General features: G+C 65.0%; 24 protein-coding genes. 10 read left to right on the top strand and 14 right to left on the bottom strand.

Annotated features, from left to right (window positions below; all coding sequences use genetic code 11):
* Positions 1 to 285: 285 nt before the first annotated feature.
* A complete protein-coding gene (locus I6F24_RS16170) occupies positions 286 to 1,101 on the top strand; it encodes a DUF2076 domain-containing protein (RefSeq protein ID WP_036014279.1) in 816 nt (271 codons plus the stop codon).
* 649 nt (positions 1,102 to 1,750) lie between these two features.
* Here I6F24_RS16170 and I6F24_RS16165 read toward each other — a convergent pair.
* Entirely contained in the window at positions 1,751 to 2,581 is an 831-nt protein-coding gene (locus I6F24_RS16165) for a L,D-transpeptidase (RefSeq protein WP_225113352.1), read from the bottom strand.
* 316 nt (positions 2,582 to 2,897) lie between these two features.
* On the opposite strand from I6F24_RS16165, the gene I6F24_RS16160 reads away from it, so the two are divergent.
* A complete protein-coding gene (locus I6F24_RS16160; protein ID WP_036014285.1) occupies positions 2,898 to 3,683 on the top strand; it encodes a protein phosphatase CheZ in 786 nt (261 codons plus the stop codon).
* Positions 3,684 to 3,913: 230 nt separating this feature from the next.
* Here the strand turns inward: I6F24_RS16160 and I6F24_RS16155 are convergent, their stop codons facing one another.
* Positions 3,914 to 4,435: a hypothetical protein gene (locus I6F24_RS16155; RefSeq protein ID WP_036014287.1), complete on the bottom strand. Its 522-nt coding sequence runs from the start codon at positions 4,433 to 4,435 to the stop codon at positions 3,914 to 3,916.
* Between the two features lie 314 nt (positions 4,436 to 4,749).
* Here I6F24_RS16155 and I6F24_RS16150 point away from each other — a divergent pair, with 314 nt between their 5' ends.
* The 3 genes from I6F24_RS16150 to I6F24_RS16140 all read left to right on the top strand — a co-directional run bounded on the left by I6F24_RS16150 (position 4,750) and on the right by I6F24_RS16140 (position 8,199).
* On the top strand, positions 4,750 to 5,046 hold the full coding sequence (locus I6F24_RS16150; RefSeq protein ID WP_025033779.1) for a co-chaperone GroES: 297 nt from the start codon (positions 4,750 to 4,752) through the stop codon (positions 5,044 to 5,046).
* Positions 5,047 to 5,164: 118 nt separating this feature from the next.
* A complete protein-coding gene (gene groL / locus I6F24_RS16145) occupies positions 5,165 to 6,796 on the top strand; it encodes a chaperonin GroEL (RefSeq protein WP_225150954.1) in 1,632 nt (543 codons plus the stop codon).
* 197 nt (positions 6,797 to 6,993) lie between these two features.
* On the top strand, positions 6,994 to 8,199 hold the full coding sequence (locus I6F24_RS16140) for a hypothetical protein (RefSeq protein ID WP_225150953.1): 1,206 nt from the start codon (positions 6,994 to 6,996) through the stop codon (positions 8,197 to 8,199).
* A 125-nt stretch (positions 8,200 to 8,324) separates the two neighbouring features.
* Here I6F24_RS16140 and I6F24_RS16135 read toward each other — a convergent pair whose 3' ends face one another.
* Positions 8,325 to 8,723 (bottom strand): META domain-containing protein, encoded by a 399-nt coding sequence (locus tag I6F24_RS16135; RefSeq protein WP_036014293.1) that lies wholly within the window; start codon positions 8,721 to 8,723, stop codon positions 8,325 to 8,327.
* A 388-nt stretch (positions 8,724 to 9,111) separates the two neighbouring features.
* On the opposite strand from I6F24_RS16135, the gene I6F24_RS16130 reads away from it, so the two are divergent.
* Complete coding sequence (locus I6F24_RS16130) at positions 9,112 to 10,863, top strand: ABC transporter ATP-binding protein/permease (RefSeq protein WP_225150951.1); 1,752 nt, start codon at positions 9,112 to 9,114, stop codon at positions 10,861 to 10,863.
* A 141-nt stretch (positions 10,864 to 11,004) separates the two neighbouring features.
* Here the strand turns inward: I6F24_RS16130 and I6F24_RS16125 are convergent, their stop codons facing one another.
* The 4 genes from I6F24_RS16125 to I6F24_RS16110 form a co-directional block, all read right to left on the bottom strand.
* On the bottom strand, positions 11,005 to 12,018 hold the full coding sequence (locus tag I6F24_RS16125) for a TorF family putative porin (protein WP_036027050.1): 1,014 nt from the start codon (positions 12,016 to 12,018) through the stop codon (positions 11,005 to 11,007).
* A gap of 440 nt (positions 12,019 to 12,458) precedes the next feature.
* Positions 12,459 to 12,836: a hypothetical protein gene (locus I6F24_RS16120; protein WP_036027048.1), complete on the bottom strand. Its 378-nt coding sequence runs from the start codon at positions 12,834 to 12,836 to the stop codon at positions 12,459 to 12,461.
* A gap of 85 nt (positions 12,837 to 12,921) precedes the next feature.
* Positions 12,922 to 14,244 carry a glycolate oxidase subunit GlcF gene (gene glcF, locus I6F24_RS16115; RefSeq protein ID WP_074448046.1) on the bottom strand — a complete coding sequence of 441 codons (1,323 nt, stop codon included), beginning with the start codon at positions 14,242 to 14,244 and terminating at the stop codon, positions 12,922 to 12,924.
* Complete coding sequence (locus I6F24_RS16110) at positions 14,244 to 15,485, bottom strand: FAD-binding protein (RefSeq protein WP_036014306.1); 1,242 nt, start codon at positions 15,483 to 15,485, stop codon at positions 14,244 to 14,246. The genes glcF and I6F24_RS16110 overlap by 1 nt, the downstream gene beginning before the upstream one ends.
* 149 nt (positions 15,486 to 15,634) lie before the next feature.
* Here I6F24_RS16110 and I6F24_RS16105 point away from each other — a divergent pair, with 149 nt between their 5' ends.
* Positions 15,635 to 15,970 carry an antibiotic biosynthesis monooxygenase family protein gene (locus tag I6F24_RS16105; RefSeq protein ID WP_050996005.1) on the top strand — a complete coding sequence of 112 codons (336 nt, stop codon included), beginning with the start codon at positions 15,635 to 15,637 and terminating at the stop codon, positions 15,968 to 15,970.
* Positions 15,971 to 16,048: 78 nt separating this feature from the next.
* Here I6F24_RS16105 and I6F24_RS16100 read toward each other — a convergent pair whose 3' ends face one another.
* From I6F24_RS16100 to I6F24_RS16080, 5 genes are all read right to left on the bottom strand, one after another.
* The gene (locus I6F24_RS16100; protein WP_036027040.1) at positions 16,049 to 16,855 is read right to left on the bottom strand and encodes a glucose 1-dehydrogenase; all 807 of its coding nucleotides are present in this window, start codon (positions 16,853 to 16,855) and stop codon (positions 16,049 to 16,051) included.
* A gap of 93 nt (positions 16,856 to 16,948) precedes the next feature.
* The gene (locus tag I6F24_RS16095; protein ID WP_036027039.1) at positions 16,949 to 17,362 is read right to left on the bottom strand and encodes a DUF1850 domain-containing protein; all 414 of its coding nucleotides are present in this window, start codon (positions 17,360 to 17,362) and stop codon (positions 16,949 to 16,951) included.
* On the bottom strand, positions 17,323 to 19,443 hold the full coding sequence (locus I6F24_RS16090) for a TRAP transporter permease (RefSeq protein WP_036027038.1): 2,121 nt from the start codon (positions 19,441 to 19,443) through the stop codon (positions 17,323 to 17,325). Before I6F24_RS16090 ends, I6F24_RS16095 begins: the two co-directional genes overlap by 40 nt.
* A 162-nt stretch (positions 19,444 to 19,605) precedes the next feature.
* On the bottom strand, positions 19,606 to 20,553 hold the full coding sequence (locus I6F24_RS16085) for a TAXI family TRAP transporter solute-binding subunit (RefSeq protein ID WP_036027036.1): 948 nt from the start codon (positions 20,551 to 20,553) through the stop codon (positions 19,606 to 19,608).
* 344 nt (positions 20,554 to 20,897) lie between these two features.
* On the bottom strand, positions 20,898 to 21,377 hold the full coding sequence (locus I6F24_RS16080; RefSeq protein ID WP_036014322.1) for a hypothetical protein: 480 nt from the start codon (positions 21,375 to 21,377) through the stop codon (positions 20,898 to 20,900).
* Positions 21,378 to 21,570: 193 nt separating this feature from the next.
* Here I6F24_RS16080 and I6F24_RS16075 point away from each other — a divergent pair, with 193 nt between their 5' ends.
* Positions 21,571 to 21,876, top strand: a complete 306-nt coding sequence (locus I6F24_RS16075; RefSeq protein ID WP_036027034.1) for a hypothetical protein — start codon at positions 21,571 to 21,573, stop codon at positions 21,874 to 21,876.
* 124 nt (positions 21,877 to 22,000) lie between these two features.
* Here I6F24_RS16075 and I6F24_RS16070 read toward each other — a convergent pair whose 3' ends face one another.
* The gene (locus tag I6F24_RS16070) at positions 22,001 to 23,218 is read right to left on the bottom strand and encodes a hypothetical protein (RefSeq protein WP_225150949.1); all 1,218 of its coding nucleotides are present in this window, start codon (positions 23,216 to 23,218) and stop codon (positions 22,001 to 22,003) included.
* 56 nt (positions 23,219 to 23,274) lie between these two features.
* Positions 23,275 to 23,901: a CoA pyrophosphatase gene (locus I6F24_RS16065; protein WP_225144909.1), complete on the bottom strand. Its 627-nt coding sequence runs from the start codon at positions 23,899 to 23,901 to the stop codon at positions 23,275 to 23,277.
* A 70-nt stretch (positions 23,902 to 23,971) separates the two neighbouring features.
* On the opposite strand from I6F24_RS16065, the gene I6F24_RS16060 reads away from it, so the two are divergent.
* Positions 23,972 to 24,397 carry a PaaI family thioesterase gene (locus I6F24_RS16060; protein ID WP_036014328.1) on the top strand — a complete coding sequence of 142 codons (426 nt, stop codon included), beginning with the start codon at positions 23,972 to 23,974 and terminating at the stop codon, positions 24,395 to 24,397.
* 297 nt (positions 24,398 to 24,694) lie between these two features.
* Entirely contained in the window at positions 24,695 to 25,705 is a 1,011-nt protein-coding gene (locus I6F24_RS16055; protein ID WP_225144910.1) for an aldo/keto reductase, read from the top strand.
* Positions 25,706 to 25,711 lie beyond the last annotated feature (6 nt).

Genomic DNA, 25,711 nt, shown 5'->3' with positions numbered 1-25,711 from the left:
TCGAGACCGCCCTTTTCCAGAGCTACCAGGCTGGCGTTTCACGCTGACGGAGACGTCTTTTGGCGTTTACCGGGCCGAAGGCTTCCACGAGGACGGTCGCTCCGTTAGCCGCATGGGTCACGACGTCCCACTTCTGATGAAGGAAACCGCCGAAGACGCGAGGAATCTGCCGAAGCGGCGAGGCAGCTTGTCGCATACCGAAATTTAATCCGGCCGGCACTGTTGGGGCCATAATGGAACCCTACATCTCCTCTCGCGCTTGGTTTGGCGCGAAGGAGACAGATCATGACGCCGCAGGAACGCCAGCTCGTCGACGACCTTTTTGACCGGCTTTCTAAGCTGGAGAATGCACAGCGCGATCCCGATGCGATCGCCGCGATCTCCGACGGGCTGCGCAAGGCGCCCGGCGCCATCTACGCGCTGGTGCAGACCACGCTGGTCCAGGACGAAGCGCTGAAGCGCGCCAATGCCCGCATCCAGGAGCTGGAAGCGGCCCACGCGCCCGAGCAGGCGCAGTCCGGCGGCTTCCTCGACACCATGCGCGACACATTGTTTGGCGGCGGCCCGTCCCGCGGCTCGGTGCCGAATGTGCCGCAGCGTGAGCAGCGTCCGGCTTGGAATACCGGACAGGCGATGCCGCAAGGCCAGCCGGGTTACGGCGCGCCGCCTTACGGACAGGCTTACGGCCAAGGTCCGGGTCAGGGCGCTCCGCCGATCGGCGGTGGCGGCGGCTCGTTCCTCGGCACGGCGGCGGCAGCCGCGGCCGGCGTTGTCGGCGGCTCGCTGCTGCTCTCCAGCATCCGCGGCATGATGGGCGGATCGCACCAGCAGGGTTTTGGCGACAGCAACGCGCTCGGCGACCGCAGCGCTGGTGGAAGTCCTTGGGGCGGCGGCGATCAGTCCGGCGGCTCGCTGGCGCGCGAGGCCGGCCTCGATGACATCGGCTCGAACCGGGAATCCCGCCAGGGCTTCTTCGACCAGGCGTCGAACGAGCGCGACAACTACGACCAGAACTACGGCAACGATCACGACGACAGCTTCGACACGGCCGACAACAGCGATTTCGGCGGCGACGACGACGGCGGCAGCGATTACGCGTAGGCCATTCGACCGACAGATGTGGAACGGCCGCCTCCGGGCGGCCGATTTCTGTTGAAGCAGAGCTCAACGCAGTTCTGCTCTGCCACCACACGCCATGATGCCATTCGATATAGTATGACTAGTGCGTGCGTTGTCGGACCGCACCGTGCAGAACGTCACGAGGTGCGCCTGACTTCACCATGCCGGGCGAAATCGTCCTCCGACACACGCCGCCGTAGACTCCCGGATTTCCAAATTTGGACATGGGTGTTCAATTGGAAGAACACACTGCTTATGCCACACATCGTGGCTGCCTCTCTTGGCTACAGTCGGGGGTTTTAAGAATGAGTTCACTTCAACAGCGCATCGCGACCCTGAGCGACGTCACGACCCATCTCATCACCGAATTGTACGAGTTGGAGGGACTGCACGAGCGCCTCAGGAAGGCAGAGCTGTCGGTGCGGCGGCTGAACCGCTCGGCTCGCGCACCGCATTCGGCTTCATCAGCTCGTCCTCGCCGCGCCGCTGTCCCTCGTCGCGGGTCGAGGCACCGTCAGCGGACGTAGGACTATTCAGGCGGACGTTTGGCCGCGGCAGCGTCCCTTCGACGCCGCGCATTTCGAGCCGACGCGGCACCCGGACTTGATCGCTCCATCGAGCGCATGACGCTTCACATCACCACGACCTTGGTGCCGACGTTGACGCGGCCATAGAGATCGATGACGTCCTCGTTGCGCATGCGGATGCAGCCGGAGGAGACATTGGTGCCGATGGTCCAGGGCTCGTTGGAGCCGTGGATGCGATAGAGCGTCGATCCCAGATACATCGCACGGGCACCGAGCGGATTTTCCGGGCCGCCTTCCATGTGCCTGGGCAGATCGGGCCGGCGCGCGAGCATTTCCGCCGGCGGCGTCCAGTCCGGCCATTCGCGCTTGGCGGTGATCGATTTCACGCCGGACCAGGTGAAGCCGGGACGGCCGACGCCGATGCCGTAGCGCAATGCCCGGCCGTTGCCTTCGACGAGATAGAGGAATTTGTTCGGCGTATCGACCACGATCGTGCCGGGACTTTCCTTGCCGCTATAGTCAACGAGTTGTTTCTCGAATTTCGGATCGAACGGACGCTGCCGCGGATCGACCGCCTCCTGCTGCAGAGACGCGCCCTGCTGATATCCGCCTTGTTGATACCCACCTTGCATCTGCGGCTCGCCCATCGGCGGCAGGCGCCGCTGGTCGTAATAGCCCGGCTGCTGCTGATACACCGGCCGCTCCGGCGCGTAGGCCGGGCCGCGGCCGGGGCCATCGCCGAACAGGAATTCGATGAAGCCGCCGCCCATGTTGGAATGGGACGCCACGCGCACCGGCGCCGGCGGCACGCGCGGCTGGTACAGCACCGCGGGCGGATCGTTCGGCACGCTGTTGTCGAAGGCGCCCGCGTCGTTCGCGCCGGCCATGAAGGTGCAAGCGCTGCCGAGCAGCGCGACAGACATTTTCTTGAACATCGACGTACTCTGTACTGTTTCGTCTAGATCACATGCGTCGTGGAGAGCCGGTGGCTGATCCGCGCTCTTCGACGTGGTCAATAAAAAGCAAAAGCCGTTTTGTTTGGTAAACGGACAGCGCGTTTGGATTCACCACGTCGCGAGCGCGCCTGCAATTTGGCGATCAGCGTTTATTTTCGATGAATGCCGCGCGGTGATGGTTAATCGCTTCTTTGCGCCGCGTCGTGCGCGGCCGATCAGCAGTTCCTGCTGTGAACTTCGTGTTAAATCGCTTCTGCCTACAAAGACGCGTGAGTGAGGTGGGGGGAGTATCCTGATGGCTGTTCACCGCAAGCGTTTTCGCGTCGAAGATATCGTCGGTGGCGAGATGCCCATTGTAGACGTAACTGAAGAGGCACTCCCGATGCATAGCGAGATCATGGCCGAGCTGCGCGCGATCCGCGCCCAGATGGCGAAGGGCATCGTCGCGGCCCCGCTGTCCGGCAGCGCTGCCATGGCGGCGATCGACGCCTCGACCGCGCACGAGCTTGCCGAAGCGCGCACCATGCTCGATACCTACCGGGCGCAGATCGAGCAGTGCGAGAAGCTGAAGGTCGAACTCGACCTCATCCACGACGCCATCGACCGCACCAAGCGCGAGATCGCGACGCTGCACGGCAAGAGCTTCGACGGCGGCGAGATGGCCAAGGTCAACGGCGAGCTCGGCGCGGTGGTCGGCGGCACCGAGCAGGCGACCCAGCAGATCCTCGAAGCCGCGGAATCGATCGACCAGGCCGCCAGCGCGATGTCGAAGGTGGACTCGATCGATCAGCAGAAGCGCCTTGCCGACGACATCCAGGAACGCGTCATCTCGATCTTCGAAGCCTGCAACTTCCAGGACCTGACCGGCCAGCGCATCAGCAAGGTCATGGGCACGATGAAGTTCATCGAGCAGCACATCAACGCGATGATGGAGATCTGGGGCGGCGTCGACGCGATCAAGTCCCATGTGCCCGCGCAGGTCGACAACCGCAGCGAGGACGAGAAGCTCCTCAACGGCCCCAAGCTCGCCGGCGACGTCGGCCACGCCTCGCAGGACGACATCGACGCGCTGTTCGACTGAGCGGCGACGACATCGGAATACCAAAACGCCGGCCTTGGGCCGGCGTTTTTTGTTTTGGCCGGTGCAGATCGTGAACTCTTCTTCTCCCCTTGTGGGAGAAGGTGGCGCGAAGCGCCGGATGAGGGGTTCTCTCGACTCGCAAGACCGTTCGTGAGGAGATAGACCCCTCACCCGTCTCGCCGCTACGCGGCGAGCCACCCTCTCCCACAAGGGGAGAGGGTAAGAGACCGTCACGCCCTCGGCGCGCAGCGGACGTAGACCATGTTGCCGTAGCGGGTGCCGGCGTCCTTGTCGATGAAGCGGGTGATCATGACGCGACCGTCGAAGGAGACGATTTCGCGGTCCTGGTCGCCGGGGGTCGGGCCGGCCGGCCCGATGTAGTTCTTGCCGCTCGGCGAGCCCTTCAGCCGCAGCTCCTGCGGCGTCGCCTGGTCGGCGAGATGCATGATCACGCCACCGGAGGAACCGGCGGTGATCACGTAGGGGTTCCTGCATTGCTCACGCGCCATCTTCTCGGTGCGGGCGCGATCGGCCGGGTTCTGGAACGAGGCGAGGCCCCAGCGGCCGACGATCTCGTCGGCGCGGATGCTGGCGGGCATTTCCGGAGCGACGCCAGGTTCGGCTTCGGGCGGCGGCGGGGACGACGTGAGGGACGGCAGGTTGAAGCCGCCGCCGCAGGCGCCCAGCAGCAGCGCCAGACAAGAGGCGGCCGCCAGATTGGCAACCGTGCGCGCGTGAGCCGAACTGATCATGGCATTCCCCCGAACAAGACCATGGCCGCACCCCTCCCGCAGCCAAGCGCAAAACCGCTGCCGGAGCAATGACGTCGTTCTTTACGGCGACGCCCCGAGCGAGTTTCCAATGCCACCATCCTATATCCGCCTCAACAATCGCTTAACCACCTTTGCTTGACAGGATCGCGGCCAAGCCATATTTCCGGACCCACTATTAGCACTCGGAAAGCCCGATTGCTAAGCGCGCCGTTCGATCCTCGACGCGAGGGCGGACGGAAGCGCCGCCCCACCGACCCCACTACTTCCGAAGCGAGCCTCCAAAGGGAAACGTCATGGCTAAATCCAAATTTCGTCCGCTGCATGACCGTGTCGTGGTCAAACGTATCGACGCCGAGGAAAAGACCAAGGGCGGCATCATCATTCCGGACACGGCCAAGGAAAAGCCGTCCCAGGGCGAGGTCGTCGCCGTCGGCCCCGGCGGCCGCGACGAGACCGGCAAGCTGATCCCGATCGACCTCAAGGTCGGCGACCGCGTGCTGTTCGGCAAGTGGTCGGGCACCGAGGTCAAGATCGACAACGAAGAGCTCCTGATCATGAAGGAGTCGGACATCATGGGCGTGCTGGCCTAAGGCCGTCCGCCTGAACAGCCGCTGAATGTCATGCCCGGATCCAGGCGATCCGGGCATCCATCGTTCCGCCGCACGGCACAAGACAACACACATCACATAACACGAGGGATTGCAGACCATGGCTGCCAAAGACGTCAAGTTTTCCGGAGACGCGCGCGATCGCATGCTGCGCGGCGTCGACGTTCTCGCCAACGCCGTCAAGGTGACGCTCGGCCCGAAGGGCCGCAACGTCGTCATCGAGAAAAGCTTCGGCGCCCCCCGCATCACCAAGGACGGCGTCACGGTCGCCAAGGAGATCGAGCTCGAGGACAAGTTCGAGAACATGGGCGCCCAGATGGTGCGTGAGGTCGCCTCCAAGACCAACGACCTCGCCGGCGACGGCACCACCACCGCGACCGTGCTGGCCCAGGCCATCGTGCGCGAAGGCGCCAAGGCGGTCGCCGCCGGCATGAACCCGATGGATCTCAAGCGCGGCATCGACACCGCGGTTGCCGCCGTCATCAAGGACATCGAGAAGCGCGCCAAGCCGGTCGCCGCCTCCTCCGAGGTCGCCCAGGTCGGCACCATCTCGGCCAACGGCGATGCCGCCATCGGCAAGATGATCGCCCAGGCGATGCAGAAGGTCGGCAACGAGGGCGTCATCACCGTCGAGGAGAACAAGTCGCTCGAGACCGAGGTTGATATCGTCGAGGGCATGAAGTTCGACCGCGGCTATCTCAGCCCCTACTTCGTCACCAACGCCGAGAAGATGACCGCCGAGCTCGAGGACGCCTACATCCTCCTGCACGAGAAGAAGCTCTCGGGCCTGCAGGCCATGCTGCCGGTGCTGGAGGCCGTGGTGCAGTCGGGCAAGCCGCTCGTCATCATCGCCGAGGACGTCGAGGGCGAGGCGCTGGCCACCCTGGTCGTCAACCGGCTCCGTGGCGGCCTGAAGGTGGCCGCGGTGAAGGCGCCGGGCTTCGGTGACCGCCGCAAGGCCATGCTGGAGGACATCGCGATCCTGACCGGCGGCCAGCTGATCTCCGAGGAGCTCGGCATCAAGCTCGAGAACGTCACGGTGAAGATGCTCGGCCGCGCCAAGAAGGTGGTGATCGACAAGGAGAACACCACGATCGTCAACGGCGCCGGCAAGAAGCCCGACATCGAGGCCCGCGTCGGCCAGATCAAGGCCCAGATCGAGGAGACCACCTCGGACTACGACCGCGAGAAGCTGCAGGAGCGCCTCGCCAAGCTCGCCGGCGGCGTCGCGGTGATCCGCGTCGGCGGCGCCACCGAGATCGAGGTCAAGGAGAAGAAGGACCGCGTCGAGGACGCGCTCAACGCCACCCGCGCCGCGGTTCAGGAAGGCATCGTCCCGGGCGGCGGCGTCGCGCTGCTCCGCGCCAAGAAGGCGGTCGGCCGTCTCACCAACGCCAATGGCGACGTCCAGGCCGGCATCAACATCGTGCTGAAGGCGCTGGAAGCCCCGATCCGCCAGATCTCCGAGAACGCCGGCGTGGAAGGCTCGATCGTGGTCGGCAAGATCCTGGAGAACAAGTCCGAGACCTTCGGCTTCGACGCCCAGAACGAGGACTATGTCGACATGGTCGAGAAGGGCATCATCGATCCCGCCAAGGTGGTGCGCACCGCGCTGCAGGACGCCTCCTCCGTGGCCGGCCTCTTGGTGACTACCGAAGCCATGGTCGCCGAGATGCCGAAGAAGGAAGCTCCGCCCGCGATGCCCCCCGGCGGCGGCATGGGCGGCTTCTAAGCCTTCCGTTCCGTGACAGAGTTGCGAAGGCCGCCTCCGGGCGGCCTTCTTTTTTGCCGACCCTGCCCGTTTCGCTTTCCGATTCAACCAGCGGCCAAAACCCACTACGGTGGCGCGCCGATTCTGATTGTTTGGGCATGATCCTAGAGACCGCTTCACGCTTTCCGGATCATGGCCGTTGCGCGAGGATGTCATCGATGCGTGCGCTTCTGGTTTGCTCCACGGCCGTTCTGGCCCTGCTCGCCGTTCCGCCGCAGGCCTCCGCCCAGATGAAGCTGTCGCCGAAGGCGACCGCGCCGGGGGGAACCGAGACGCGCTATTTCACCGCGATGGACGGGCTGATGGACGGCAATGCCGACGTGATCCTGAAGGAGACGCGCCAGGGCAAGACGCTGACCGCGGCGGTGCTCGACGTCTGCTACCCCATCGCGAAGAACTCCGACCGCAAGGACCGCTTCGTCGTCAACCTCCAGGTCGCCGGCCAGACGCTGACCGGAACGACGCAGAGCATCAGTGAGAAGTCGCCGGTCAGCGTCAAGCTGACGCGCAAGCAGTCCGGCGACATGTTCGAATTCCGCGGCCAGATCGCGGTCGGCCAGGCGGTGACCGAAGTGACCTCGCCGGACAATTCCGATCTCAGCGAAAAGGAATTCCTGGACAGTCAGGCCTCCGACGACGGCATCACGCCGCAGCCGAAGGATTTCACCGACGTCTCGCCGGAAGCGATCGCGGTCAAGGTCAAGCTCGACGCCGCGACCGACTTCCTGAAGAGCCTGAAGGGCCAGGAGGTCGAGGTGACGCTGGCGAGCCTCAATGTCGGCTGCGACGCGCTGCGCGCGGGCGAGCAGACCATCACCATGTCGGTCGATCCCGAGCGCGCCGGCGCGCTGCTGGCGAAGTTCAAGGCAATGCCGGGCGTCACCGCCGCAGGCTGGACCGCGGGCATGACCGAGATGGACCGCACCATCCGCTTCCCTGCGGTCGACTGGCGCGAGGGCGACAAGATCAACAAGGGCAAGCTTGCAACGGCGGTGGCGAGCGTGCTGAGCAGGACGCTGGCGGCAAAGCCGGTCGCGCAAAACTTCAACCCGGCCACCGGCAGGCTCAAGCTGGTGTTCAAGCGGCCGAACCAGGACTTCCCGGCGCTCGAGCTCACCGACACGATCGAGGTCGCAGGCCTGGTCTCGCCCGACAAGCCGGGCACCACGGACAAGCTCATGCTCTGGATCGGCAGCCCGGCGACCACGACGGCCGACGAGGGCAGCGGGGCCAGGCTCAATCTGTCCGACGATGCCAGCCTCGACGAAGAAGGCGATCTGCCCGACGACAACGGCTCGATCGAGGCGCTCGTCAAGGAGCTGAAGGGTCAGCGCTGGGACGCCGACAAGTCGGTGTGGAAGTAGGCTGAGACAGCCACCGCTGTCATCGCCCGGCTTGACCGGGCGATCCAGTACTCCGAGACAGCAGCGATGGAATCGATAGGCTGCGGCGTACTGGATTCCCCGCCTTCGCGGGGAATGACAGAGGCCTAATTCCCCGTCGTCCTGAAGCGCAGCGGCTTCGGGCCGATCAGCGTCAGCACGTCGCCCTGGCGCTTCCAGGTCTCGACGCTGCCGAGGGCTGCGACGAGCTCGTCGTCGGCCTGCGCTCTCGCCGGCGGACAGTTGCGGTTCTGGATCTGGCCGGGCACGAAGATCACGGTGTTGCCGGCGACCGAGAACTGGCCCTTGCCGCCCTTGCACCAGAGCTCCAGCACGACCTCGCCATTGTCGCCGATCTCGATGTTGGGAATCCGCTTCGAGCCTGCCTGCGGCAACGCCTCCAGCGTCATCTCGGTGCCGAACGGAAACCCCTCCTGAGCACGCGCGAGTGTGGACATCGCGAACATTGCAACCGCCGCACACACCAATCGCTGGAACGAAACCATGAGACCTCTCGACCGACCTGACTTGCCGCACCTTCTATGAGACGGCGGGGGCGTTGAGAAGGTTCGCGCATGGTCGGATGCAGGCGCACCGGCATGGCGAAGCCCGGGGCGCCTTCGAAGACCACGCCGAACGAGAAAGCGATCGGCAGCCAGTTGCAGCCGCGGCGCGAAGTTCTCGCGCATCCGGCGGTTCCCGTCCGCTCACAAGGTCGCGAAATCCCGGAGCACCCTGCCCCGCACCGGCGGGCACCATGCTAGGGTTGCTGGCTGCGACAATCCAACGCAAATTGCAGAACTTGCGACTTTCGTCTAAGCGCGCCCATTTCCGCCATCGCCTCAGCTATTTGGCTCTGGGCATCGTGCACATCCCCTGAGGAGATCCAGCTCTGTGAACAACATCCGCGCCACGCTCGCGATCGTCTGGCGAATCGCCATCCCTTATTTCCGATCAGAGGACAAATGGGCCGGCCGCGGCCTGCTCGGCGCGGTGATCGTGATCGAACTGCTGCTGGTCGCCATCGATGTGCTCGTGAACCAATGGTACAGCCGCTTCTACAACTATCTCCAGGAGCGCGACTGGAACGGCTTCGTCTGGGAGCTGGGCGTCTTCACATTGCTCGCGAGCGCCAGCGTCGCGCTTTCCGTCTACCAGCTCTATCTCAATCAGTGGCTCCAGATTCGCTGGCGGCAATGGCTGACGCGTCACTATCTGGCCGAATGGCTGAATAGCGCGACCCACTATCGGATGCAGCTCAAGGGCGATGCGGCCGACAACCCGGACCAACGCATCACCGACGACGTCCGGAGTTTCGTCGAGCAGACTCTCAATATCGGCATCGGACTGCTCTCCTCGATCGTCACGCTGCTCTCGTTCGTGGTCATTCTGTGGGGGCTGTCGAACGCGGCACCGCTGCATATCTCGGGCCTCGACTTTCCCATTCCCGGCTATTTGGTGTGGGCGGCGCTCGTCTACGCGATCTTCGGCACCGCGCTGACGCACTGGATCGGTTCGCCTCTGGTCAATCTCAATTTCGAGCAGCAGCGCTACGAGGCCGACTTCCGCTTCAACCTCGTCCGCGTGCGCGAGAACTCCGAACAGATCGCACTGCTCAAGGGCGAAGGGGCCGAACGCGAACGACTGCTGCACCGCTACGGCTATGTCGTCGGCAATTGGTACGCGATCATGAGCCGGACCAAGCGTCTGACTGCTTTCACGGCGAGCTATTCCCAAGCCGCCGTGATCTTCCCCTTCATCCTCACCGCGCCTGCCTATTTTGCCGGTAAGATTCAACTTGGAGGGATGGTGCAGACCGGCTCCGCCTTCGGCAGCGTGCAGAAGGCCCTGTCCTTCTTCGTGAGCGCCTACCGATCCCTGGCCGAATGGCGTGCGGTGGTTGCCCGTCTCGATGGCTTCGAGATGTCGGTCGCCTCGGCGGTCAATCTGCCGGCGCATGAGCCTGCCATCGCGCTGGAAGTCGCTGGCCGCCATATCGACCTCGAGCAGCTCTGCGTGAACCTGCCCAACGGCACGCCGCTGGTGGCCGCCAAGGCCTTCACCATTCAGGCCTCGGAGCGCGTGCTGGTGACCGGACCGTCCGGCTCCGGCAAGTCCACGCTGTTCCGGGCCATCGCCGGCATCTGGCCGTTCGGCACCGGCACGGTTGTGGTCCCGGAAAAGGCAAAGCTGATGATGCTGCCGCAGCGGCCCTATTTCTCGGTCGGTGTGTTGCGCGATGCCGTGGTCTATCCGGCAGCGCCGGGCGCGTTCGACGCCGCGCAGGTCCGCGAGGCCCTGATCGCGGTCGGGCTGCCCGATCTCGCCGAGCGGCTGGACGAGGACGGCCACTGGAACAGGATGCTCTCGCTCGGCGAGCAGCAGCGTCTCGGGCTAGCGCGCGCGCTGCTGCATGCGCCGGACTATCTGTTCCTGGACGAAGCCACCGCCTCGCTCGACGAGCCGTCGGAAGCCCGGCTCTACCGGCTGCTGGCGGAGAGACTGCCGCAGGCCACCATCGTCTCGATCGGCCACCGCTCGACGCTCGATGCCTTCCACACCCGCAAGGTGGCGCTGGTGAACGACGGTGCGATCCACGTCGTCGGCGGCGAGCGGACTGCGGCGGAGCCGAGCGCCGCGCGCTGAGGCGAGCGCTGGGTAGCCGCTGATCATTAAGTTCGAGTCGTCACTCCATACATGCGTCAAGCCCGGCCATGACGGCGTGGAGAAAAGCAAAAGGGCGGCAGGTTGCCCTGCCGCCCTCGCGAAGTCGTTTCGGAAAGAAGCTTACTTCAGATTGCTCATCGCCGTCAGGTCGAACGAGAGCTTGGCCACGCCGGCCGCGCTGCACCAGTTGGAGCCGAAGCCGCCCGGGTTGATGGGGGTGAAGCTTCCGGTGAACTTCGCGGTGTGATCGCTGGTCAAGGCGTTGCAGTCGCCCTTGTTCAGGTCGGTGTCGTGATAGCGCAGATCGAGCGTGAACACCTTGTAGGTGAAGCCGACGCCGACGTTCCAGGTATTATAGCTCGGCTCCTTGATGCCGTTCGCATAAACCGGATCGCCCGCGATGCCGTAGAAGATGTCGGAAGTGCCGAACCACTGCCGGCCGAACTCACCCGACACGTACATGCCGACGCCGCTGGCACCGAAGATTGTGCTCGGGGCGGTCCACTTGGCCGTGATCGAGGCGTAATTGCCCCAGGCGCCGAGGTTCAGGAAGTTCGGCGAGTAGTACTCGTTGAAGCCGACCGTCCACTGGTCGTTGATGACGACGTTCAGCTTGGCGTAGGCTTCGAAGAAGCTGGCGTCCTTCTTGGCGAAGTTGCCGTTGATCGGAAGGCCGATTGCGCCCTGCGAGTAGTCGATGTCGCCGCCACAATTGCCCTGAGCCAATGTGTACTGCGAGCCGAAGCATTGTCCGCCCGGATAGAGGTAGCCCCAGAGACCGAAGTCGAAGGCGAACATGCCGAAGGTCGGGCGGATACCGCCGTAGAAGTCGACTTCCGCCGCAGCGCGGTTCGGGAAGGAGATGCTCGAGGCGGACGTACCGACGTAGAGCTGCAAGTCCTTGGTGACGTTGTAGCGAGGCTCGAAATAGGCCGTGACGGCCGGCTTATGGTTCGACTGGGTGATGCCGCGGAAGACGTAATCGCTCATGATGCCGCCGCCGAAGGCGATATCCCAAGGATCGAACGCCGGGGGCGGCGGGGCCTTCAATGCCTTCACGCGCAGATCTGCCGCGAACGCCGAACCCGTCGTCACCATTGCCAGCGCCGTTGCCAACAAAGCCACTTTTTTCATTTCGATCCCCATCTACCCGTTCTTACTTAGCAGTCGCCCCCGGAAGCCCCCCGGGGCATGCGGCCTACCTGCAAAATTGCGTCACTGCGGCAATTTGGATCGATGGACAGGAACCGTGAAGCAAAAAGCACGGGCATCTGCCGACTTTTTAGGCGTTTTGACGAATTCACGAAAGGTTGTCAGGCTGTGTGGCTTCTCGATCACATTATTTGCATTCCAAGGTGCAGTGCAGACCCGTGTAAACCCGGGGATCGCCAGGCGGCGTGACACCTTCGCTACGAATCAGGGTGGGCCCGGAGCGCCAGCCGCCAAGGGCGGCTTCCGCGATGCAAAAAGGCCGCAGCACCGGGGGGTGCCGCGGCCTTCTCGTTACAATCCCAAGTAACAATCCCGAGTAACAGTCCCGAGTGACAGTCCGAAGGCGATGAGAGACCGCCTTCCTACCCCTGCCCCTCGGCCGGCGCCGCTTCCGCAGAAGACGAAGGCATCGCCCAGCTTGTCTCGGCGGGCGCGGGAGTCTCCGCCGGTGCCGACGGCTTCGGAGCAGGCGCTGCCTTCGCCTTCTTCGGTGCCGCCTTCTTCGCGGCCTTCTTCGGAGCAGCCTTCTTGGCCGCCGACTTCTTTGCAGTCGTCTTGGCAGCCTTCTTCGGGGCGGCCTTCTTGGCAGATTTCTTGGCAGACTTCTTGGCGGTCTTCTTGGCCGCCTTCTTCTTCGTCGCCTTCTTCGCGGACTTCTTCGCCGCTACGGCCTTCTTGGCCTTCTTGGCCTTCTTGGCCTTTTTGGCCTTCTTGCTTTTCTTCTTCTTCGCTTTCGCCATCGTGGTCCTCCTGTTGCCGCCGAACAATGCTTGATCGGGCGTCTTCAGTCGTCACCTCGGGAGGACAGTTCGGGCTCCTGAAAGCTCAAACCTGCGCGTTCAGTGCCGGCCGCGCCCCGCCCGTCGCCCAATCGAGAAGCTCAATCGTGTGTACGACCGGAACTGACGTGCCACTGGCAATCTGCACCATGCAGCCGATATTGCCCGCGGCAATCATGTCCGGCTTGACGCTCGCGATGTTGGCGACCTTACGATCACGCAACCGACCCGCAAGCTCGGGCTGGAGAATGTTGTAGGTCCCCGCCGAACCGCAACACAAATGGCTCTCGGGCACATCTTTCACCACGAATCCATTCTTGGAAAGCAATTCTTTCGGAAGCCCTGTGATTTTCTGTCCATGCTGCAACGAACACGCGGAGTGATAGGCGACGACGATGTCGTCCGCTCGCGCCGCGGTCGCAAGCTCGAGGCCGGCGACGTATTCGGTGATGTCCTTGGCGAGCGCCGAGACCCTCGCAGCATCGGCCGCGAACGCTGTGTCCTCGCGCAGGAGATAGCCGTAATCCTTGATCACCGTGCCGCAGCCGGAGGTCGTCACCAGGATGGCATCGAGCCCCTCGCCGGCCATTTCCTTCCGCCACGCCGCGACGTTGGCGCGAGCCCGCGCCAGCGCATCCTCGTCGTTGCCGAGGTGATGGGTCAGCGCGCCACAGCACTGCTCGTCCCTGACAAGGACGACCTCGATGCCGTGGCGGGTCAGGAGACTGATGGCGGCCTGGTTGATGCGCGGCGCCAGCACCTGCTGGGCGCAGCCCTGGAGCAGTGCCACACGGCCGCGCTTCTTGCCCAGCGCCGCGAACACGCTGCCGGCGGCGGGCCCTGCGGGCGGCAGCCGGTCCGGCGCCAGCGCCAGCATCGCCTTGATGCGCTGGATCAAGCCCGGCGTCGCCGCAGGCCGGGGTGTCGGCAGCAAGACGCCGAGCGGACGGACGAGCCGCGCCAGCCACATACTGACGCGAAAGCGCTGCGGGTCCGGCAGGACGAAGGCCAGCACCTGGCGCAGCAGCCGCTCGGTCAGCGGCCGCCGATAGCGCTGCTCGATTTGCACCCGGGCCTGATCGACCAGGTGCATGTAGTTCACGCCCGAGGGGCAGGTCGTCATGCAGGCAAGGCACGACAGGCAACGGTCGATATGCTTGACCACGTCGGCGGTCGGCGCCTGGTCCTTCTCCAGCATCTCCTTGATCAGATAGATGCGGCCGCGCGGGCTATCGAGCTCGTCGCCGAGCAGCACATAGGTCGGGCAGGTTGCGGTGCAGAAGCCGCAATGGACGCAGGCGCGCAGGATCTTGTCGGCTTCCGCGATATCGGGGTCGGCGAGCTGCGCGAGTGAGAATTCGGTCTTCATCAGCCAGCGCTCCGCGTGAGCCGCCCCCGGTTGAGAATGATCTTCGGATCGAAGCTGGCGCGCACCCGCTCGCTCAGCGCGGCAATCCCCGGCGCCTGCGGATGGAACACGTCGACCTCGCGCCTGACATCATCAGTCGCCCGGATCAGCGTGGCATGCCCGCCGGCCGCGTTCGCGTGCGCACGCACCGCCGGGGCATGCGCGTCCGGCTTCGGCGGGAGCGCCGCCCAGATCAGGCCGCCGCCCCAATCGTAGATCACATCGCCCCCCGTCTCGCGCGCCAGCTGCGTGCCCAGCGCCGCGCCCGAGGCCGGCGGGCAGACGATCCGCCAGACCGGCCAGGCGCCGAGCGCGCCGCTCGCCGCGAACGGCAGCACGTCGCGGATCGCGCTCCACAGGGCCGCGGATGCCACGTCCTCGATCAGCGTCGCGGTTCCAAACGGCGCCAGCAATTGGCGCAGCGAGCCGGCGCGGTGCGCAGCGGACGCGGTGATGCCCTCGAGCCGCAGCACGGTCAGCGCCTCGGCCTCGCCTTGGCCCGCAATGTCGCCCAGCCCCTCGGTCCCGGCCCGGAGTGCGGATTTCGGCAGATGCGCGGCGGCGGAGACGTCGAAGGGCGAGCCCAGCGCCGCAGTCATGGCCTTGTTGGCGGCGGCATCATCTAACCCGCGCAGCAACAGCGTCCGCTCGGCCTCGGGCTTGGGCATCACCTTGAGCGTGACCTCGGTCATCACCGACAGCGTGCCCCAGGACCCCGCCAGCAGCTTGCAGAGGTCGTAGCCGGTGACGTTCTTCACCACCTTGCCGCCGGTCTTGAAGCTGTCGCCGAAACCCGAGACGGCATGCGCGCCGAGCAGGTGGTCGCGCGCTCCGCCCGCCCGGATCCGCCGCGGCCCGGCGAGCCCTGCCGCGATCATGCCGCCGATGGTGCCTGTTGCCGTCGTGCCGAGCAGCGGGGCGGTGTTTACAGGCTCGAAGGCGAATTGCTGGTTCTTGGCGTCGATCAGCGCCAACACGTCGGCCAGCGGCGCGCCGGCCTGGAGCGTGATGATGAGCTCGTTCGGCTCGTAGGCGGTGACGGCATTGAGTGCGGAGACGTCGAGCACGGCGTTGGTCGCCATGGCGTGGCCGATGCCGCGCTTACCGCCATGGCCGATGATCTCGAGCGGCTGCTCGCTCGCGATCGCCGCGCGCACCACCTCTTCGACGTCTTTAGCGTCTCTGACCTTGAGCGTATCCACGGGAAAAGGCGGTAGCGAAATTCGCGCAGGAAATCAATTCGACCCGCGACGGAACGCTGGGCCGCGGCGACATTCGCACTACGATCTTCATCGAACCATTGCCGCCCAGAGCCGCGCTATCGAATGGAGCATTCTCAAGGAGCTCCATCATGACCGAACAGGCAATGAATCAAGAGGCCGGCCACCCGGCCATCGGCGGCGGACTTCTCGTCGTGGCGCAATGGGAAGCAAAGGCCGAAGAGGTCGACCGGGTTGCTGAAATCCTGCGCGGCTTCCTCCCTCAGGCGCAGCGCGAGCCAGGCGTCAAGCTGTTCCTGATCTCGCGCGCCAAGGACAATCCGGCCCAGTTCCTGTTCTACGAGTTGTTCCGCGACGAAGACGCCTTTAGGGCGCACCAGGAGAGCGCGCATTTCAAGAGCTACATCGCGGAACAGGCGCTGCCGCTGCTAACCAGGCGCGAACGCGCGCAATACGCCCTGCTGTGAATGATCTGCTTCCTCCTTGCGAGCCAGGGCGATCGCCTATGACTCGCAGCGGCGGGCTGCGTGCAAGCTGGGGCTGGATCAAGCCCCGGCCTTGCACGTGATCCCGCCGTCGACAACGAGCTCGATGCCCGTCACGTATTTCGACTCGTCCGAGGCCAGGAACAGCGCGGCGTTGGCGACGTCGAATGCATCGCCCATATGGCCCATCGGCACCTGGGCGTCGCGCGCGCGCCACATCGCCTCGACATCGCCCTTGGCGTAGCTGGCGGCGAGGCCGGCGGAGTGCTCGACCATCGGCGTCTTCATCAGGCCGGGCAGGATCGCGTTGACCCGGACGTGATGGCGCGCGAACTCGATCGCTGTGGTGCGCGTCATCTGGTTCATCGCCGCTTTCGAGGCGCCGTAGGTAACGTAGGAGATGCCCATGTGGCGGATCGAGGCGATCGAGGAGATGTTGATGATCGAACCGCCGCCCTGCTTCACCATGACGGGAACGACGTGCTTCATGGCGAGATAGGCGCTCTTGAGGTTGACGCTGAAGACGCGGTCCCAGCTGTCTTCGCTCACCTCGACGACACTGCCCATCTCGGCGATGCCGACATTGTTGTCGAGCACGTCGATGCGGCCATAGGCCTTGAGGCACGCCGCGACCATCGCCTCGATCTCGGCAGGCCGCGACACGTCGGCCGTGAACGCAATCGCCTTGCCGCCCTCGCCGCTGATGATCCTGGCGGTCTCCTCGGCCGCGGCACCGTTGCGATCGACGCAGAACACCTGCGCGCCCTCGCGCGCAAAGGTCACCGCGGTCGCCTTGCCGTTACCCCAGCCTGGACCGATCGAGCCGGCCCCCACCACCATCGCAACCTTGCCCTTGAGCCGATCCATCGCGTGTCTCCCGTGTTGTTGTTCTTGTAGCTCGGATGGAGCGCAGCGCAATCCGGGGCAGTGGTCCCGGATTACGCTTCCGCTCCATCCGGGCTACGGTTCTTTGCAGACGCTCAACGTGGTCACGTTAGCACCAATGGAATGCCCGACAATCGCCGACAATGTCCGGCACGTCCCGTCATGGCAGAGCAGCCATTCGCCGGCCGCGCCGGAATTGCCGAGCACCAATTCCGGCATCGGCGCACGCTGCGGCCGCCATCGAAACCAGCCGTCGACCAGCCGCGCTTCGGCCGGCGGCTCCATGCCGGGGCCGGTGCCCTTGACGCGGGCCTGCACCAGTTCGAGGCCGGCGGGCGTGAGGCGCCAGTCTTCCTGCCATTCGACCTTCGCGATCGAATGCGTCCAGACAAGCGTGAACGCGGACAGCGTCAGCGCCTTCACACCGCCCGCTGTCGCAAGACAGAGGCTCACACCGCCTCGACCGGCGCCGGCGGACGCTGCCGCCATTGCCACAGCACCAGCGCGGCGGCGAGCACGAAGCCCGCGCTGTCGCTGAAGGGGAATTCGCCGAGCAGGCAGAACGCGGCGCCGAGCGCGACCAGGCGCTCGATCAACGTCAGCCGCGTGAACAGGAAGCCGATCGCGGCCATGCCGAACAGGCCGATCGCCACCAGCGCCTTCAAGCTCGCCAGCGCCACCGCGCCGTAGAAGCCGAGCTTGGCCGCCATGGGATCGCCGGCCTGCAGCATCAAGGCCGGCGAATAGACGAAGATGAAGGGAATGACGTAGCCGGCGAGCGCGATGCGCATCGCCTCCCAGCCGATCTTGTCCGGGTTCTCCTTGGCGATCGGCGCCGCCGCAAGCGCGGCGAGCGCCACCGGCGGCGAGAGGTCGGCCATGATGCCGTAATAGAATGCGAACATGTGGCTCGCGATCAAGGGCACGCCGAGCTTGGCCAGCGCGGGAGCTGCGAGCGCGGCGGTGATGATGTAGGTCGGGATGGTCGGAATGCCGGTGCCGAGCAGGATCGACAGCAGCATGGTCATGACCAGCGCCAGGAACAGGCTCTTCTCGCCGAGCCCGATCACCCAGCCGCCGAAGATGGTGCCGACGCCGGTCTGCGACATCATGCCGATGATGACGCCGACGATCGCGCAGGCCATGCCGACGGTGATGGCGGATTTTGCGCTCTCGGCCAGCGCATCGCGGCAGGCGCGCAACGCCGCGAAGCCGCCGCGTACGAACGCCGTGATCACGATCAGGCCGACCACGACGGTCGCGACCGGCACGATCTGGAGGCCGTCGCGCGACAATGCCGCGACGACGAGCGCGAGCCCGACCCAGAAGATGGTCCGGATCACGTTCGAGGAGGCGCCCGTCGTGATGGCGGTGCCGAGGATCAGCGTCACCGTGAGCGCAAGGCCCATGCTGCCGGCATAGAGCGGCGTAAAACCCTCGAACAGCATGTAGACCAGCGCCGCGAGCGGCAGCACGAGGTACCAGCGCGTCACCAGCGCCTTCCAGGCGCTCGGGATCTCCGAGCGCTTCATGCCGACCAGGCCGTGCTTGCCGGCTTCCAAATGCACCATCCAGAACGCGGAGGCGAAATAGAGGATCGCGGGGATCGCGGCGGCCTTGACGATCTCCGAATATTGCACGCCGAGCGTCTCGGCCATGATGAAGGCGACCGCGCCCATCACCGGCGGCATGATCTGGCCGCCCATCGAGGCCGTCGCCTCGACGCCCGCCGCGAAGGCGCGGCGGTAGCCGAACCTGATCATCAGCGGGATCGTGAACTGGCCGACGGTGACGACGTTGGCGACGCCCGAGCCGGAGATGGTCCCCATCATGCCCGAGGCGAACACCGCGACCTTGGCAGGTCCGCCGCGGGTGCGGCCGAACAGGCCGAGCGAGACGTCGGTGAACAGCTGGATCATGCCGGCGCGCTCCAGGAACGAGCCGAACAGGATGAACAGGAAGATGTAGGTCGCGGAGACGTAGACCGGCACGCCGTAAAAGCCTTCGGTGCCGAACGACAAATGCGTGACGATCTGGTCGAAATCATAGCCGCGATGGTTGAGCGGCGACGGCAGGTACTGACCGAAGAACCAATAGACGAGACACGCACCGCACATCAGCGGCAGCGCCGCGCCCATCAGCCGCCGCGTGCCCTCGAAGATCAGCACCGCGAGTAGGGTGCCGACGGCGAGATCGAGCCTGGTCGGATCGCCATCGCGCGCGATCAGGTCGGCATAGAATATCCATTGGTAGAGACCGCAGTAGAAGCCGGCGGCGCCGATCGCCCAGCCCAGCGCACGGCCGAAATTGCTCTTCGCGGTGAAGTTGGCGATCAGGCCGAAGGTCAGCAGCAGCAGGAATCCGACATGGACGCCGCGCACCACCTGGCTCGGCAGATAGTTGAAGGCGGCGACGTAGAGCTGGAAGATTGCGAACGCGATGCCGATCCAGTAGGCGAGCCGGCCCCACCAGCCCGGGCCGAAGCCTTCTGGGAAGCCATGCTCGAAATTGTCGAACTCGACCTTGACCTTGTCTGGCGCGATCTCAGTCCCCTCTGCCTTTTCCAGCATCTCAGCCCATCCCCAATCGTCGAGCGCTTGTAGCATTGGCACGGTATGTCCCGAGCCGTCATGCCCGGGCTTGTCCCGGGCATCCACGAAACTTCCATGCACAGCCGCAGAACGTGGATGGCCGGGACAAGCCCGGCCATGACGTCCGACGACAGGAGCTGATTACTTGATCAGCCCCTTTTCCTTGTAATAGCGGATCGCGCCGGGGTGCAGCGGGACCGGGCTGCCGGTGGCGGCGGTCTCGAGCTTGATCTCCTTGCCGGCCGCGTGCGCAGTGACAAGTTCGGGCAGCGATTCATAGACCAGCTTGGTCATCTGATAGGCGAGATCGTCCGAGACGGCGGAGCTGGTGACCAGATAATTGATCACGGCCGCAGTCGGCACGTCCTTGTCCTGGCCGGTATAGGTGTTGGCCGGAATAGTCGCCGCCACGAAGGGCGGGCCGATCTTGTCGACGGTCTCCTTCGGCACCGACACCACCGTGATCGGGCTCGAGGTCGAGAGGTCCTTCAGCGAGGCGACACCGAGCCCGGCCGATTGCAGCGTGGCGTTGAGCTGCCGGTTCTTCATGAGATCGACGGATTCGGCGAACGGCAGATATTCGACCTTGCCGAGCTCCTTGTAGCTCATGCCGGCAGCGGCCAGGATCGCGCGGGAGTTCAGCTCGGTGCCCGACTTCGGTGCACCGACCGACAGGCTCTTGCCCTTGAGATCGGCGAGCGTCTTGATGCCGCTGTCGGCGGTCGCGACGATCTGGATGTAGTTCGGGTAGATCGCGCCGATGGTGCGGAGCTTGTCGAGTTTGGTCTTGAAGCCCGCCTCCTCCTCGCCCTCCCAGGCGGCTTTCAGCGAGTCGCCCAGCGTGAACGCCAGCTCGCCGCGGCCCTGCTGCAGCAGGATCAGGTTCTCGACCGACGCCTTGGTGGCCTGCACCTGCGTCTTCACGTTCGGAATCTTTTCGCCGTAGATCTTTCCGATCGCGACCCCGAGCGGATAGTAGACGCCGGAGGTGCCGCCGGTCAGCACGTTGATGAAGGATTGCGCCTGGGCGCAAGGTGCCGACGCCGCCAGAGCCAGAGCCGCGGCCGCGCCGAAAATCGTCCGTTTCATGGTTGTTGTTCTCCCCAAACCGGCGGCGAAATTGGCCGGACGAGGGATGCGGGTCAACCCATCCAAAAGGCAAAACAGGACTGCGGCAAAGGGCCGTTCCCGCTGGGTTTTTGGGAACCGGACGGTGCGGCGAGGTGGCGCAGCGGGACTGGAGTCGCGTTAGGTTCGAGTCGGAGCGGCTTGCTCGGTCACCTCTCCCGCTTGCGGGAGAGGTCGCGCCGAAGGCGCGGGTGAGGGTTTTCTCCTCTAGGGGATTGTCCCGATGCGGAGACACCTCTCCCCAGCCCTCCCCCGTAGGCGGGGCAGGGAGCGCACCGTCTACGCAGTGGCTATCGAGCGCTCGCTCACTGGAACGTCATGTCCAGGCATTTGGAGATGTCGGAGCCGAGGCCGGAGGAGATGGTGATGCAGCCGCGCACCTTCTGCGCGCCGACGTCGGCGGCCCAGACCGAATAGCCGCCGGGGCCGAAGAACGAATTGGTGTTCGGCGGCTCGGTCTCGGTGGCGTCGAAATCGTACTTGCCGTCGGTCTCGAAAATGCGCGGTTTCTTGGTGCAGCCGCCGTCGGTCTGGACGTTGATGACTTCCTTGTTGTCGCGGGTCAGCGCCAGGGAGACCTGGCAGCGGAAATATTCCGAGGTCCTGGTGTTGAAGAGATAGGTGTAGGACTTGCAGGTCGCCGTGTTCAGCTTGCCCGGGGCAAGGCCGCGGCTGCACGAAATCCGCTGGTTGTGGCTGAGCCGGTAGTCATCGGCTTGGGCGGCCGGCGCCAGCGCCGTGAGCAACAGCGCGGCAGCCGAGCAGGCTTTGACGACTAGGTTCATTCGAATCATCCCCACCAATATTTTTGTCGAGTTGCGTTCTAAACGGAAAGCGGAACATAGTCGCGAGGGGACGGAGGGAAAATCACAAACTGCTGGGCAAGACGTGATGCGCTGCGGCGCTATCGCAAGTTGACCGGGACGCATCGTTCGTGATTTGTTCAATCATGGAATGTCCCGATCTTGGGAGGATGGGATGACGGCATTTTCAATCAAGACATTTGCAATCGCAGCCGCCCTCGGCGCATTGGCAGCGCCCGCATTGGCGCAAACCGCAGCGACGCCCTGGGAGCTGAAGACCGACACCGGCTACGCCTACGACAGGGAAGGCAAGACCTATTCCTACAAGATGGGGACCAGCAACGCCGGCGAGCTCTTGAAGGGCGCCAAGAAGGTGCCCAAGGGCACGCTGTTCTTCATCGGCCAGAACGGCCAGCTCTACATGCGCACCGGCCCGTATCTGGAGGGTGACGGCAAGTTCAAGTTCGGGCCGGATCAGTAGGGGCCGCGCTCGCAGGCGACAGAGCGTAGGGTGGGCAAAGGCGCGTTAGCGCCGTGCCCACCATCTCATATCGTCGAATCAACAATGGTGGGCACGCTTCGCTTTGCCCACCTGCGCCAGCGTCCTAGAACGCCCCTGCCAATTCCCTTGCGCCGGCTTTGCCGCTGTTCACGTCCATGCGCTCGTCGGTGACGGCCAGCAGCTTCGCCACCGTGTTGTGGCGGATCGCGACCGGGTTGCGCTCATAGCCGCCGCGCTGGAAGAAATTCGAGGTCGGCACCCGCTCGCGCAGCGCCTGCGGCATCGTCACCATGTCAAGGCCGGTGCCGTCGCCGGTGAGGTTCATCATCTCGAGCTCGGCCGCCGACAGCGGGCGCGAGTGTCCCTTGGCGCGGGCGAAATGCACCGAAGTCAGCAGCTTGTGGGTCTGCAGCATCGGTCCGATGTCAACGTCGAGCACCATCGCATGCATGGCCCAGCCCTGCGGGGTGGCGCCCATCTTCTCGTGCTCCGACCAGGTATCGGGCACCGACTTCGCGTGCGCCACCATCTTCTTCAGGACAGTGAGCTTGTGCTCGAGCGCATGCCGCGCCGGTCCAGATGTGCGCGTCACCTTCTCGGACAGCGCGCGGATCAGTTCATGGCCCTGCTCGGCGAGCAGCTCGACGCTGTTGGTGGTGAGCAGCTGGTTGTAGCCCATCGCGGTCGAGATCGCGCGCTTGCCGCCATGCTCGATGCCCGCCTGCACGTCGTAACTGCCGGTGCCGCCGGTCTCGAACGAATAGACCCGCACCGCCTGCTCGCGCGTCAGGCCATGGGCCAGAGCGTAGCGCGCATAGGCGCGCTTGAACTCGAGCTCGCTGGACGGGCGTTGCGGCGTGAACTGGTAGAGTTCCTGCGCCGCACGCAGGAAATCGGCGACCACGGGGATCGGTCTTCTCGCGGGGCGATCCGGCGTTTCCTCCGGCTCCGGATTCACCGGCTTCTTCGGCCCGGTATAGAGCGGCGGATGCTCCAGCACGTAATCATCGAGCGTGATCTGCTGCCCATTGCGCCGCTTGGCGTTCCGCGTCTTCCGCTTCTCGGAGATCTGGCTCCAATAGGCGCCGGCCTCGGCATCGTAGGCGGCGCGCGCGGCCTGATATTCCGCGAGCTTGCGGCGATATTCGAGCACGGCCGGCGAAGCCCCCCCGCCTTGTGCGAAAAACTGCGACAGCAGCTGGGCGTTGGCATTTCGAACGGCGGGCGGCAGCGCCTCGGCCTCGGCGCCGCGCGCCGCGGGCGAGATCAGGACGAGCGCGAGCGGAACCAGCGCCAATTTGTTTCGAATCGAATGATGCATGCTGCCTTCTTAGCAGGCATCCGGTAACCGTCGCGTTAACGCGCCGTTTACCATCGTCACGTCCAGGCGAATACCGGCTGTTCCAGGTCGGTGACGCGGGTGTGCCGCCCCGCCAGCACCTCGCGGAACTGGTAGATCAGCGCCGCGGTCGGGGCATGGATCAGGCTCATCTGATGATGGAAGCGGATCACGCGGCGGTTGCTCTCGGGGATCTCAGTGAAATCGAAGGCATCGTCGCGCTCGATCGTGGCCAGCGCGATGCGATGAACGGAGGCGACCTCGTCCGGGTTCGGGCGGATCGCAGCACTATCGGCCGCCCAGACGACGACCGGCGTGATCAGATAGCCCGAGCGCGTCGGATAATCGTCGAGCAGGCCGAGCACCGCATCGGCTGACAGCGCGAGTGCGAGCTCTTCGTCGAGCTCGCGCAGCGCCGCCTCGACCGGCGTCTCGCCGGCATCGCAGCGTCCGCCGGGCAGCGCCCATTGGCCGCGATGGGCGCGCAGGTGCGAGGCGCGCCTGGTGAGCAAGAAGGCGGTGTCGCCACCGTCGTCGGATTCGGTCAGCGCCAGCACCACCGCGGCGCGCTTCAGCGCCGGCGGCTCGGCTGTGTCGGGCAGCCGCGCGAAGGCCGCGCAGGCCTCTGCGATATTCCGTCTGGTGGCATCGTCGAACGCTCTCATGATGCTTGACTACACCAGGACTGCATCTGATGAAACGAGGAGACATCGCGTTGCAAGGACGAACGACGACATGACCAGCAAGGCCGCCGCAAGGTTGAAATCAGAGGGCTGGAGCATCCTGGAGACCACGGGCTTCCTGCATCTGATCGGCCCGTTGTGGGAGCGCAAGGTCGACGGCCATTACGAATTCGCGCTCGCGACCGAGGACAAGCACCACAACCGCCGCGGCATGGTCCAGGGCGGCGTGATGATGACGTTCGCCGATCGCACCTGCGGCATGACGGCCCGTTACGTCTCCGGCAAGGAGTACTTGGCGACGGTGCAGCTCGACACCCATTTCGTCGAGGCCGGCCAGATCGGCGACACCCTGATCTCCCGCCCGCGGGTGGTGCGCTCGACCCGCAGCCTGATCTTCATGAGCACCGAGGTGACCGTGGACGACCGCTGCATCGTGATGGCGAACGGCGTGTTCAAGATCTTGAAGGGGCCGGGGTAGCGGGCGATCAGGCCGGCGCTGCTGCGCGCCACACCCGCAGCCGTCATTCCCCGCGAAGGCGGGGAATCCAGTACGTCGCGGCCCCTCGATCGATCACGACTGTCTCGGCGTACTGGATCGCCCGCCTTCGCGGGCGATGACACTGAATGTGAGGCGCAAACGTGCCCCACCGTCATTGCGAGCGCAGCGAAGCAATCCAGCATCCCTCCGCGGACACATCTCTGGATTGCTTCGCTGCGCTCGCAATGACGGACTTTGCTGGCTATGCTGCCGTCCACCAACATCGAGGACTCGCCCATGCAATACCGCCAGCTCGGCCGCAGCGGCCTCAAGGTCTCGCCGATTTGCCTGGGCACCATGATGTTCGGCGGGCCGACCGATGAGGCCACGTCGAAGCGGATCATCGACAAGGCACGCGATTCCGGGATCAATTTCATCGACACAGCGGACGCTTATTCCAAAGGCGCCTCCGAGGAGGTCGTCGGCCGCGCCATCGCGCGCAATCGTGGTGCCTGGGTGCTTGCCACAAAGCTCGCAAACCCCATGGGGGACGATCCCAATCGCGGCGGGCTGTCGCGGCGCTGGGTGTTGCAGGCGGCGGACGAGAGCTTGATGCGGCTCGGCACCGATCACATCGACATCTACTATCTGCACAAGGAAGACCATGCCACGCCGTTGGAGGAGACGGTGCGCGCCATGAGCGACCTGATCCACGCCGGCAAGGTGCGCTATTTCGGCGTCTCCAACTACCGCGCCTGGCGCGTCGCCGAGATCTGCAACATCTGCGACCGACTCGGCATCGACCGCCCCGCGGTGAGCCAGCCTTATTACAACGCCATGAACCGCATGCCGGAGGTCGAGCACTTTCCGGCTTGCGCTTATTACGGCCTCGGCATCGTGCCCTACAGCCCGCTTGCGCGCGGCGTGCTCACCGGCAAGTACAAGGTGGATGCAGCTCCCGACAAGGAGACGCGCGCGGGGCGCAACGACACCCGCATGATGCAAACCGAATGGCGGCCGGAATCGCTCCAGCTTGCGCAGGAGATCAAGGCTCACGCCGAGAAGAAAGGCATCACCGCCGGCCAGTTCGCGGTCGCCTGGGTGCTCAACTCCGCCTTCGTCTCGTCGGTGATCGCCGGTCCCCGCACCGAGGAGCAATGGGACGGCTACATCAGCGCGCTCGATTATCGTTTCACCGCGGAGGACGAGGCGCTGATCGACCGCCTGGTGACACCAGGCCATCCCTCGACGCCGGGCTATAACGACCCGGCCTATCCGATCGAAGGCCGCCGCGCGCGGACGGCGTGAGGGGGG

The organism is Bradyrhizobium sp. BRP23 (assembly GCF_020194135.1).
In the GTDB taxonomy this organism is placed as follows: Bacteria; Pseudomonadota; Alphaproteobacteria; order Rhizobiales; family Xanthobacteraceae; genus Bradyrhizobium; species Bradyrhizobium yuanmingense.
Note: the sequence above shows the minus strand (reverse complement) of the source record. Positions and strands in the feature narration are given on the sequence as shown.